Origin of the sequence: Ferrovibrio sp. (assembly GCF_002796975.1) — a bacterium.
Classification (GTDB): domain Bacteria; phylum Pseudomonadota; class Alphaproteobacteria; order Ferrovibrionales; family Ferrovibrionaceae; genus Ferrovibrio.
In genome coordinates this window covers 23,312-34,400 of the sequence record NZ_PEKV01000005.1, presented here as the reverse complement: position 1 = coordinate 34,400, position 11,089 = coordinate 23,312, and the positions used below count along the sequence as shown (strand labels likewise).

At 57.9% G+C, this 11,089-nt stretch carries 10 protein-coding genes; 9 read left to right on the top strand and 1 reads right to left on the bottom strand.

What is annotated here, in order from left to right:
• The first annotated feature begins 453 nt into the window (after positions 1 to 453).
• Positions 454 to 2,505 carry an AAA family ATPase gene (locus CTR53_RS05180; protein WP_290809727.1) on the top strand — a complete coding sequence of 684 codons (2,052 nt, stop codon included), beginning with the start codon at positions 454 to 456 and terminating at the stop codon, positions 2,503 to 2,505.
• Positions 2,502 to 4,244: a UvrD-helicase domain-containing protein gene (locus CTR53_RS05175; protein WP_290809726.1), complete on the top strand. Its 1,743-nt coding sequence runs from the start codon at positions 2,502 to 2,504 to the stop codon at positions 4,242 to 4,244. The genes CTR53_RS05180 and CTR53_RS05175 overlap by 4 nt, the downstream gene beginning before the upstream one ends.
• Positions 4,245 to 4,433: 189 nt before the next feature.
• Here the strand turns inward: CTR53_RS05175 and CTR53_RS05170 are convergent, their stop codons facing one another.
• Positions 4,434 to 4,718 (bottom strand): hypothetical protein, encoded by a 285-nt coding sequence (locus CTR53_RS05170; RefSeq protein WP_367158950.1) that lies wholly within the window; start codon positions 4,716 to 4,718, stop codon positions 4,434 to 4,436.
• Between the two features lie 293 nt (positions 4,719 to 5,011).
• Here CTR53_RS05170 and CTR53_RS05165 point away from each other — a divergent pair, with 293 nt between their 5' ends.
• The 7 genes from CTR53_RS05165 (at position 5,012) to CTR53_RS05135 (ending at position 11,082) form a co-directional block, all read left to right on the top strand.
• The gene (locus CTR53_RS05165; RefSeq protein WP_290809724.1) at positions 5,012 to 5,215 is read left to right on the top strand and encodes a heavy-metal-associated domain-containing protein; all 204 of its coding nucleotides are present in this window, start codon (positions 5,012 to 5,014) and stop codon (positions 5,213 to 5,215) included.
• Between the two features lie 178 nt (positions 5,216 to 5,393).
• Positions 5,394 to 7,682, top strand: a complete 2,289-nt coding sequence (locus CTR53_RS05160; protein ID WP_290811635.1) for a heavy metal translocating P-type ATPase — start codon at positions 5,394 to 5,396, stop codon at positions 7,680 to 7,682.
• 104 nt (positions 7,683 to 7,786) lie between these two features.
• A complete protein-coding gene (locus tag CTR53_RS05155; RefSeq protein ID WP_290811633.1) occupies positions 7,787 to 8,014 on the top strand; it encodes a DUF2933 domain-containing protein in 228 nt (75 codons plus the stop codon).
• Positions 8,014 to 8,679, top strand: a complete 666-nt coding sequence (locus tag CTR53_RS05150; protein WP_290809723.1) for an isoprenylcysteine carboxylmethyltransferase family protein — start codon at positions 8,014 to 8,016, stop codon at positions 8,677 to 8,679. The genes CTR53_RS05155 and CTR53_RS05150 overlap by 1 nt, the downstream gene beginning before the upstream one ends.
• A gap of 92 nt (positions 8,680 to 8,771) precedes the next feature.
• Positions 8,772 to 9,263: a hypothetical protein gene (locus tag CTR53_RS05145; RefSeq protein ID WP_290809722.1), complete on the top strand. Its 492-nt coding sequence runs from the start codon at positions 8,772 to 8,774 to the stop codon at positions 9,261 to 9,263.
• Between the two features lie 77 nt (positions 9,264 to 9,340).
• Positions 9,341 to 9,655, top strand: coding sequence for a hypothetical protein (locus CTR53_RS05140; RefSeq protein WP_290809721.1), 315 nt, complete (start codon positions 9,341 to 9,343; stop codon positions 9,653 to 9,655).
• An 8-nt stretch (positions 9,656 to 9,663) separates the two neighbouring features.
• Positions 9,664 to 11,082 carry a TolC family protein gene (locus CTR53_RS05135; RefSeq protein WP_290809720.1) on the top strand — a complete coding sequence of 473 codons (1,419 nt, stop codon included), beginning with the start codon at positions 9,664 to 9,666 and terminating at the stop codon, positions 11,080 to 11,082.
• The last annotated feature ends 7 nt before the right edge of the window (positions 11,083 to 11,089 follow it).

Genomic DNA, 11,089 nt, shown 5'->3' with positions numbered 1-11,089 from the left:
CGACAAAGTCGTCCCGCTGCCAAGGTCACATGCTGATACAAGAACTTGCCTCAATCCGAGGATAGCTCGACGTTTCCGGTGGTTCTACTTGCCAATGGTCGTGCCGTTTTGCATACAAACGTAGGCACCTTGAGGCATGTTCGTCGTTATTTACAGAATCGGTGAGCCGGAGCCCTGGCTGCATGTGACACCAGGTTTTGGCACAGCTTCCAAGGCAATTGCACGACATCGCCCTGGTCACGACATCCCGATTTCAGCAAAGGACCGGTCGGCGGCGGTATGCAGGCGCGGACGTAGTTGCCTTTAGCGCTCTGACAGTGCGCCTAAGGCCACGCATCTATGACCACCTCGATCCGCAGTACACGCAGTATTGCGCGAGCTTAAATCACTTCATAATTGGGCGCCGGTTCGGAGATATGCTACCCGTGATGTTGGCATTTACCCGGGGCTCAGATGCACATTGAGAAGGTTCGAGTCGAGGGCTTTCGGCTTCTCGAAAACGTAGAGATTATGCTGCAGACAGAATCGACTGTCATTGTGGGCCGCAACAACAGTGGAAAAACATCGCTGACCGATGCCTTCGCCAGGTTTGCGGGCGAGAGCGGGCCGAAATTCAGACTTGAAGACTTCTCATCTGGCGTACGCCGGAAATTCCTCATCGCACGAGACAAACGCGCCGCTGGAGAAGCGATTGACATTGTGCTCAGCGCTCTGCCCGAGATCGCCCTCACGCTCACATTTCGGTACGATCCCGCCGAAGAACTTGGCCCTCTTTCGCCATTCGTAATCGATCTCGACCCAGAAACCACGACCGCCATTGTAAAAGTGGCGTACGCACCCTCTCCCTCTGTATTAACTGCGCTGCTGGAGGCACCGGCCGTACCTGCGGGTGCGGATCCCAGTAGGCACTTCTTCCGCCATGTGCGTGATCAACTTGTCAAATGTTATGCACTTCAAGTCACAGCAATCGATCCGACGGATCTGGAAAATACCAGGAGTATGGACGGCGCCGGTGCGCTTACGACCCTGCTACAATGTGGGTTCGTTAGTGCGCAGCGGACGCTAGATGTGTCGCGTGGTGGCGATACCGATGTAATCGGAAAGCTTCTCGGAACACTCTTCCAAACAGCAAGCACAGCCACGGCAGCAGCTGAAGACCAGGCTATTGTGGCAGCATTAAAAGGTGCTGTTGAAGGGATCGAGCAGCAAATCCAAGGCAACTTCGATATACAGCTGAAGTCCCTGCTGCCCGCATTTGCTGCCTTTGGCTTCCCAAGCCTCAGCGACACCGAACTGAGACCTGAGACTTCACTCAACGTCGACGGTCTGCTTTCCGATCACACCAAGATTCTGTACGAGGCGCACGACGGAGTGCACCTACCAGAAGGCTATAATGGGCTCGGGACCCGTAACCTCATCTATATGCTTCTGAACCTGGAAGCGTTCCACAAGGCATATCGCGCACGTGCTACACGACCTGGCATCCACCTCGTCTTCATCGAGGAACCGGAGGCACACCTTCATCCCCAAATGCAGGAAGTCTTTATCAATCAGCTTGGCGAGGCCGTAAAAAAGTTGTCAGAGAAATACCCGGCGGAGCCCGCGTGGCAAGTCCAGTTTGTGGTCTCGACTCATTCGTCCCATGTAGCCAATGCCGCCGAGTTCGATGCGATCCGATATTTCCTCAGCACACCACATCAGCCGGGTAACAATAGGAAGACAAAAGTAAAGGACTTCAGGAGGGGAATGGATGCGATCCCGCCCGAAGACCGTAACTTCCTGCATCAATACATGACACTAACGAAGTGCGACTTGTATTTTGCTGATAAGGCGATACTGATCGAAGGCACTACTGAGCGCCTCCTGATGCCGAGGCTCTGCCGCATAGTGGACAATGAACTACCAGCAGCCGCCAAGCTTGCTCGCCAATACGTCACGACAATCGAGATCGGCGGCAGCTACGCCGACAAATTCTATCCTCTGCTCGATTTTCTGGAGCTGAAATCTATTGTCATCACAGATATTGACGCCGTGTATCGTGATGAGACTGGCCCGGCACCCAAGTGGAAAAAGTGTCCCACCGCTACTGGTACTGGGACCAGTAATGTCGGCATTAGGAAATGGTTTGATCTAGCGGATGGTATGCAGGTAGCACCCGCAGAGCTCATCGCAAAAAATACTGCGGACAAGACCAAAAACTTCCGTCGTCTAGCCTACCAGATTCCGGAGGACGGCAGCGATGCCTGCGCGCGAAGCTTTGAGGATGCACTTATTCTTGCAAATCAAGAACACTTCGGCCTGGGTGACGGTGATAAGGCCGTGCTGGCCTGGGAAATGGCACAGGATATGCCCAAGGCCGACACGGCGCTCGAATTTGCGCTTCGCGCTGAAGCTTGGAATGTTCCGAAATATATCAAGGAAGGGCTAGTCTGGCTTTCTGACCCCCCACCGCCGCCAGCAGATCCGCCGGATGCTGACGGTGCTCCGGGGCCCGACGCCGCATGACAGTGCGCCCGGATAGCCCGGCGGCGATCGCCGCAGCCAACGCACAGGAAAAGGTCTATTCCTGTATCGATGCCGACCAGAACTTCCGACTGGAAGCAGGTGCTGGTTCCGGCAAAACCTACTCGCTCGTCAAGGCGCTCAAAAGGCTGATCGATGAACGTGGCTCAGCAATGATGCAGGCTGGCCAACAGGTCGCTTGCATCACATTTACTGAAGTCGCACGAGATGAAATAGCCCAGGAGATCGAACGGCATCCCGCAATCCTGGTCGAAACCATTCATGCCTTCTGCTGGAGCTTTATGGCCCAGTTTCAGAAGCCATTGCGGAACATGGTCGCTGACCTGACTGATCGCCAGGAAAAGATTGACGAAGGTGGTGGAATCGGCAGAAAGCCGGTCGAATACAATCTTGGATTCTTCGGCGTCGATGAGGACAAGATCACGCTCAACCATGATGATATTCCGCGCTTCATGGCGGCATTTCTTGCCCAACCGAAGTTTCGCAAGCTCTTGGCGCAGCGTTTCCCGGTCATCTTTATCGACGAATATCAAGATACTGATCAGCATTTTATGACCGCTGTGTCTGAGCATTTCTTCGCCACGGGAGAAGGGCCCCTCATCGGCCTGTACGGCGACCATTGGCAAACGATCTATCGAGGCGATTACGGCTTAGTAGATTTCCCGGATGTCACAGGAATCGACAAAGGAGCGAATTTCCGGTCGGCCAGTGCAGTAGTAACAGTCCTCAATAAGTTGCGGCCCGAGCTTGTTCAGGAGGTGAGCGATCCCGAACTGCCCGGCGAAGCACGGTTCTTCCACACAAATGGCTATAGTGGGGTCCGGCTGGATGTAAACCATTTCAAAGGTGATCTGCCCGACGATGCCTCTCGCCAGACAGCCGCCCGGCTGCGCGTACGGCTTGAAGCCGAGGGCTGGGATTTTGCTACTGACAAAACCAAAGTCCTGATGCTTACGCATAGTGCACTTGCGGCCGAGCAGGGCTACCCGAATATCGCCGACATCTTTGACCGCAACGAAGCGTTCGCCAAGAAAGAGGATGCCCTGATCGCATTTCTCGCCGATACCTTGGAACCAATGTTCGACGCTTACTCGCGGAAGCGATTTGGAGAGATGTTCCGGATTATCGGTGGTGGACCGACTGTGGATAGACATGCCGATAAGACTGCCTGGAATACCGATATGGACACCCTGCGGCGCTTAAGGGAGAACGGCAGCATTGGCCAGGTCCTGGATCTTCTGAAGCACAGCAGAAGGCCCCGCCTACCTGACAAGGTGATGAGGCGCGAGGATGATCTGGAGCGCGCAGGCCAAGAACCGGCTGAAGAAGAAGACAAGGCCGTTACACGACACCGGAGGCTGCGAGAGGTCCCCTATCGCGAGGTCATCCAGTTAGTTCGATTTCTGAACCGTTCGACGCCGTTTGCCACCCAGCACAGCGTGAAAGGTGCTGAGTTCGAGAATGTCCTTGTGATCCTGGGCGGAGGTTGGAATCACTACAACTGGCCTCTGCTCTTGGAATTTCTCAAAACTAGAAAAATTCCAGCAGCCAAAACCAAGGGATACTATCGGGCTCGGAACCTATTCTACGTGGCCATCTCTCGCCCGAAGCGCCGGCTGGCGGTTCTGGCAACGCAACTTCTCTCGGCAGACGGCCTCGCCGCGGCACACGACCTGTTCGGGGCAGAGAATATCGTCGATATCGGGGCGTCGGGCCTCTAGTCCCTTCCAATTAGATATGCCTATTGGTTCAGACTTACGTCTGTTGGATTGATCGCGAAGCCGGTGGATCGGAACGCCATCACTATGAAAAAAGGCCGCCAAACAATACTTTGGCGGCCTTTTCCAACGTTAAACTCACGTTCCGGAGGAGCCGGATTTACTATCAACCTCAATCGGACAACTAACAATCTAAGTCGGACTGACCAGCTCTGCCGCCTCGATGCCGTCGAGATCCAGGAACGACTCATCGATGGAGTAAACCTCCAACGGCGCGAACTGCGCCAACACCTCGACCACCCTGGCTGACATATCGGCGTAGAGGCGATAGTTGCTGCTGAATACCGCCACGCACTCTCGCTCGACCAGCGTCCGCCACTCGAATAGCGGCGCGCCCATCGGTATGCCCAGGGCTTTGGCCTCAGCTGACCGAGAAACGAAGCAGCCTGTTCTGCGAACCAAAGAATGACAAATCATAGCGGTGGCGATCAATAAGTTAGCGTGCCGCATTCTTCTGTGTTTGAGAGATTAGTCACTCAATGAATGAGAGAATAAGGGCGTCACCAACCTAAGTTTGAGAAATCATTTCTCAAATATTAGAAGCGCCGGCAAACACCCAATAAATCAGAGCCTTACCAAGCATATTGAAAGACAAGACGAAGCCCATTTTGATTGATCAGCTTCCCCATCGTCATCTCGCGGGGGAATTGCTCTTGACCTTCCCATTATAGGAAGGTGGACAGTCTCCTGGTCAGCGAAAGGAGATTGCCATGCTGAAATTGCACATTCCGAACATGACCTGCGGGGGTTGTGAGAACAAGGTCCGCAAGGCCCTGATGCCGCTGCAGGGGATCGACAGCCTCGAGATCGACCGCAACACCAAACTGATCCAGGTCAATGGCTCGGCGCCGGAAGCCGGCATTATCAAGGCCATTGAGAATGTTGGCTTCACCGTGAACCGGATTGCCGCCTGATGGCTGGGGCGAATTTGCCCCGGGCGCGGCTTTCGGCGCGCAAGGCCCTTCTCAAGAAGGCCTTTTCGCACCTCGTTATTCAGATCGTGGAATGGATATGACGGATCAGCGGCAGCATCATGAACACGGCCACCATGGTCATCATCACTATGCTGTCGGCCAGCATGGCAAAGCAAACATGGTGAAGGATCCGGTCTGCGGCATGGATGTGGATTCAGCCACGGCAAAGCATTCCGCCGAGCATGGCGCAGTCCGATATGTTTTCTGCAGCGAAGGCTGCAAATCGAAGTTCATTGCTGATCCGGCGAAGTATGTCAGTCCGGTGCAGTCTCAAGCCGAAAAGCCGACACCAGCCGGGACTATCTACACTTGCCCCATGCATCCCCAGATTCGGCAGTCCGCTCCCGGTAATTGTCCCATCTGCGGCATGGCGCTCGAACCCGAAACGGCAAGCCTCGACAGCGGCCCAAGCCCAGAGCTGAAGGACATGACCCGCCGCTTCTGGGGCGGCCTGATCCTGACCGTGCCGCTGTTGGTTCTGGAGATGGGGCCTCATCTGCTGGGCTTGCATTTGCTCGACCCGCAAGCCTCGAACTGGGTGCAGCTGGCCTTTGCTACGCCTGTGGTGCTATGGGCGGGCTGGCCATTCTTCGAGCGCGGCGCGGTGTCGCTTGTTACCCGCAAGCTCAACATGTTCACGTTGATCGCCATGGGCGTGGGGGTCGCCTGGGTCTACAGCATTGTGGCAACCCTGATGCCCGACATTTTCCCGCCAGAATTTCGAAGCAGTGGCGATGCCGTCGCCGTCTATTTCGAGGCCGCCGCCGTCATCACGGTCCTGGTACTGCTCGGGCAGGTGCTGGAGCTTCGTGCCCGCGAACAGACCTCTGGGGCGATCCGAGCTCTGCTCGACCTGACACCCAAGGTGGCCCGTCGGATCACAGTCGCTGGCGAGGACGAAGACATTTCGATTGATGCCATTACCGTTGGTGACCGCCTGCGCGTGCGTCCTGGCGAAAAGGTACCGGTCGATGGCGAGGTTCTGGATGGCCGCTGCAGTATCGATGAATCGATGGTCACCGGCGAATCCATGCCGGTGACCAAGGTGCCCGGAAGCAGGGTCATCGCCGGCACCATGAACCAGACCGGCAGTTTCGTGATGCGGGCCGACAAGGTCGGTCACGACACGATGCTGGCCCAGATCGTCCATATGGTTGCCCAGGCCCAGCGCAGCCGGGCACCCATCCAGCGCCTGGTCGACGATGTCTCAGCCTGGTTCGTACCGGTCGTGATCGTCGTCGCCGTCGCCGCCTTTGCCGCCTGGGCCATCTGGGGGCCAGAGCCCCGGATGGCTTACGGCTTGGTAGCGGCCGTTTCCGTCCTGATCATCGCCTGTCCCTGCGCGCTTGGGCTAGCCACGCCGATGTCGATCATGGTGGGTGTCGGTCGTGGCGCGCAGAATGGCATTCTTATTAAGAATGCCGAGGCGCTGGAGCGCATGGAAAAGGTCGATACGGCTGTCGTCGACAAGACGGGCACCCTGACCGAAGGCAAGCCGAAGGTCACGGCAATCGTGGCTTTAGCCGGTCATAAGGAAGATGAAATCCTGCGTATTGCGGCCAGCCTGGAGCGCGGCAGCGAACATCCGCTGGCCCAGGCCATCGTACTGGCCGCCTCGGAACGTCAACTGATCCTGGCAGAGGCCTCGGACTTCGACAGCCCCGTCGGCAAGGGCGTGCTGGGCGTCGTGGACGGCCGGAAGGTGGTGATCGGCAATGCCAGCTTCCTAAGAGAACAGCACGTTCTTACAGAAGCATCACAGCCCAAGGCTGATGAACTCCGTCGCGAGGGCGCGACGGCGATCTATGTCGCCCTCGATGGTACGGTGGCCGGTATCGTTGCCATTGCCGATCCGGTAAAGGCCTCAACACCGGCAGCGCTCGCCGCCCTACGCGGCGGCGGCATTCGGGTCGTTATGCTGACGGGTGACAATCGTACCACGGCTGAAGCGGTCGCCCGGCGACTCGGCATCGATGAGGTCGAAGCCGATGTGTTGCCCGACCGCAAAAGCGCAGTCGTTGCAAAACTACGGGGTGAAGGCCGCGTAGTGGCTATGGCAGGTGACGGCGTGAACGATGCTCCGGCGCTGGCGGCGGCCGACGTCGGTATCGCCATGGGCACCGGCACCGATGTCGCCATCGAAAGCGCAGGCGTCACCTTATTGAAGGGCGATCTTCTGGGCATTGTAAAAGCCAGGCATTTGTCCCAAGCCACTATGCGCAATATCAGGCAGAACCTATTTTTCGCCTTTATCTACAATGTCGCCGGCGTACCGATTGCCGCAGGCGTACTTTATCCGTCTTTCGGTCTGTTGCTGTCTCCGATCATCGCCGCCGCTGCGATGGCTTTGTCGTCGGTTAGCGTGGTTGCCAATGCCCTGCGCCTGCGGACCGTCAAGATTTCGTGAGGTACAACAGGGTTGATGCAAATCAACGCTGCATCGCGCGATCAGCCATAGCGTGAAACATCGCAAGGGAGATTCAGATGGATGCTCACCAGAACACGCCTCAGATGCCATGGTGGCGGACCGCATCGGGGCTCGTCCTGATCGGCTTCCTGGCTGTTGGCGGATTCTTCCTGATCACCGAACATCGGGCACATGTTTTCGGCGTTCTGCCATATCTGCTCATCCTGGCTTGCCCGTTGATGCACCTGTTCCATCGCCATGGAGGCCATGGCGGACACGGCCAAGCCAAGCATCAAGGCCACGATGACGCCTCCGGAAAGGCAGGTTCGTGATGACCGAACATGCTTCGTCGGCTTACGGCCTCTGGTTCCTGGTCATTGCCAATAGCGCGGTATTCATCCTGTTTGCCTTGAGCTTTACCAAGCCGGAGACGGCACGGGATTGGCGTTCGTTCGGAGCTTTCTCCGCCTTCATTATCGCGTTGTTCGTCGAGATGTATGGCATTCCGGTTAGCATTTTCCTGCTGTCTGGCTGGCTGCAGAGTCGGTATCCCGGCCTCAACCCGCTTTCCCATGATGCCGGACATTTGTGGTGGACGATTTTCGACCTGCAGGGCGATCCGCATTTCGGCATCCTGCATATCCTGAGCGGTGTCTTCATCGCCTTCGGCTTCATATTGCTGTCGGCCTCCTGGTCTGTTCTGCATGGCGCGCAGAAAGCCGGAAACCTGGCGACCAGCGGTCCCTATGCCTATGTCCGCCATCCCCAATATGTGGCCTTTATTGCCATTATGCTGGGCTTTTTGTTTCAGTGGCCGACAATCCTGACGTTACTGATGTTCCCGGTCCTTGTGGTGATGTATGTCCGTCTGGCAGCCATCGAAGAGCGTGAGATTCGGCTCAAATTCGGCAATCTCTACGAAGACTATGCTGCCCAGGTTCCGGCTTGGATTCCAAAGATCGGATCAGCAGCAAGACCACACCCGGACGGAGTCTAAAATGGGCGCATTGCCGAGGTTGCCGGTTCAATAGCCTCGGCATCTTCACAAGGCCTTGACCTTGCCATACGGGAAGGTTGTAAGGTGCGCGCATGATCTTGAAACGGACTCAGATAACGCTTTCGCCGTGGCGGCACTTTGCCGCCACGCTGGCGTTATTTGCGCTCCTGTTTGCCGGAACCGTGTCCTCGCTTTCGCACAGTATGGCGATGGCGGCGACCTCGAGCGCGATGATTGCCGGGCCCGGTGCTGCCGGGTTGGCCACACATGATCATGTGGACCAGTTTTCGGCCGCCGGCCATGAACACCAGAGCGTCAAGACTGCAAAGGTCGATGCGGCGACCGCCCATGAAAAGGGTCTGCCGCATGATCATGATGCCATTGCAACAGGGGGCGACAGCGCACCTGGCAATTGCGATCAGGGCTGCATCCTGTGCAAGGATTGCGCGCTCTGCGGCCTGTTTGCTTTCGGCGAACGGCCGTTGACGGTCTTCGTCGCATATTACGCGGGCTACGAGCTGCCGGTGACCCGGTCGCCGGCGAGCCTCACCCCCGCACTTCCCTCCGAGCCTCCTCGAGTCTGATCGACGTCTGAGGATCGACCCGCAGTACTACCTGCGGCCGATCATCCTTTTGTCGTTCAACTTGATGAGGTTTCTCCATGTCTTCCTTGAGCTTTCGGTCGGCCCTTTTGGGCGCGACCATCGGCCTTGCGGCGCAAGCTGCATGGGCTGCAGAGCCGACGGCTGCGGTGCTCGACCCGAATGCATCGACCGCCCCGCTCCCCTATCAGTCCGCCTTCAGCGGCTATCAGCGCCCGCAATTCGAGGGCAAGGCCGATTGGCGCAAAGCCAATGACACCGTGCGCGATGTCGGCGGCCATATGGGCGCCATTAAGTCGGACAGCGCTGAGATGCCGACCAAAGCCGGTGATGCAGTGCCGGCAGCCGGCGGCCATGCCGGACATGGCAAATGAGGTCGGCCATGATGAAGCAAGCCATCACCTTGCGCCGTCTCGCCGCGAGTGTTGCCCTCGTCGCCTTGCTTGGCGCCTGCGCCGGCCCGGTCGCCAATCGCGCCTTCGAGGAAGTCGCATCCACCACGGAACAGCGCATCGGCAAGAAGCCGGTCTGGATCAAGTCCGAGGAGGATAAGGCTCAGGTCCGTAAGACCATCGACGATCTCCTGGCCAAGTCCTTGAGCGCCGATGACGCGGTTCAGGTCGCCCTGCTGAACAATCGCCGTCTGCAGAGCAATTTCTCCGAGCTGGGTATTGGCGCTGCCGATCTGACCAGTTCCTGGCGACCGGAGAATCCCGGTTTCAGCTTCGCCCGCCTGCGGCGCGGCCAGGAGATCGAGATCGAGCGCTCGATTGGCATCGATGCGCTCAGCCTGCTGGTGTTGCCGATCACGGCCAGTATCGAAAGCCGGCGGTTCGAACGGACCAAGCTCAATACCGCCACCGAAGTCCTGTCGCTGGCGGCCCAGACCAAACGGGCCTGGTATGAGGCTGTGGCGGCCGAGCAGACCGCCAAATACGTCGCCCAGGTGCGTGAGACGGCCGAAACCCAGGCCGAGTTGGCCCGCCGCATGCGTTCCGTCGGCAACTGGAACACACTCGACTATATCCGCGAGCAGATCTTCTATGCCGATGCCACAGCACGACTGGCCAAAAACCGGGTGATGGCGACAGCAGCCCGTGAGCGGCTCGGCCGCCTGATGGGCCTGTGGGGCAAGGACATGGCCTACAAGCTGCCTGACCGGTTACCGGTTCTGCCAGGCAGCCCGCGCAGCGTCGAAAATATCGAGGCCAAGGCGATCGCCGAGCGCCTCGATATCCAGATGGCCAAGGCCGATGTCTCGGCCCTGCAGAAGTCCTATGGCCTGACCAATGCGACCCGCTTCATCAATGTGCTCGAAGTCGGCTTCCAGCGGAACAGCCAGAGCGAGGTCAAGGACCAGACCGGTTACGAGATCAGTTTCCAGGTTCCGTTGTTCGACTTCGGCGATGCCAAGGCAACCAAGGCCGAGCAGTATTACCTGCAGGCGGTCAATCGCTTGGCCGATACGGCGGTCAATGCACGCTCGGCCGCCCGCGAGGCCTGGCTTGGCTACCAGACCAATTTCGAACTGGCCAAGCATTACCAGGACGAGATCATTCCGCTGCGCCAGAAGGCGTCTGAGGAAATGGTGCAGCGCTACAACGGTATGCTGATCAGCGTGTTCGAGCTGCTGTCGGACGCCCGCGACCAGATCGCCGATGTCACGGCAGCCCTGGAAGCGCAGCGCGATTTCTGGATCGCCGACACTGACCTCACCTTCGTCACCATCGCCCCTGTCGAAGCCGGCAGTCCTGCCGGCGGTAGCGCTATGGCTGCTGCCCGCGCCGGCGGCGGCCACTGAACCTTTG

Coding starts and splice junctions, on each gene's coding strand:
- CTR53_RS05180 (WP_290809727.1), top strand. CDS start 454: ATGCACATTGAGAAGGTTCGAGTCGAGGGCTTTCGGCTTCTCGAAAAC.
- CTR53_RS05175 (WP_290809726.1), top strand. CDS start 2,502: ATGACAGTGCGCCCGGATAGCCCGGCGGCGATCGCCGCAGCCAACGCA.
- CTR53_RS05170 (WP_367158950.1), bottom strand. CDS start 4,718: ATGATTTGTCATTCTTTGGTTCGCAGAACAGGCTGCTTCGTTTCTCGG.
- CTR53_RS05165 (WP_290809724.1), top strand. CDS start 5,012: ATGCTGAAATTGCACATTCCGAACATGACCTGCGGGGGTTGTGAGAAC.
- CTR53_RS05160 (WP_290811635.1), top strand. CDS start 5,394: ATGGTGAAGGATCCGGTCTGCGGCATGGATGTGGATTCAGCCACGGCA.
- CTR53_RS05155 (WP_290811633.1), top strand. CDS start 7,787: ATGCCATGGTGGCGGACCGCATCGGGGCTCGTCCTGATCGGCTTCCTG.
- CTR53_RS05150 (WP_290809723.1), top strand. CDS start 8,014: ATGACCGAACATGCTTCGTCGGCTTACGGCCTCTGGTTCCTGGTCATT.
- CTR53_RS05145 (WP_290809722.1), top strand. CDS start 8,772: ATGATCTTGAAACGGACTCAGATAACGCTTTCGCCGTGGCGGCACTTT.
- CTR53_RS05140 (WP_290809721.1), top strand. CDS start 9,341: ATGTCTTCCTTGAGCTTTCGGTCGGCCCTTTTGGGCGCGACCATCGGC.
- CTR53_RS05135 (WP_290809720.1), top strand. CDS start 9,664: ATGATGAAGCAAGCCATCACCTTGCGCCGTCTCGCCGCGAGTGTTGCC.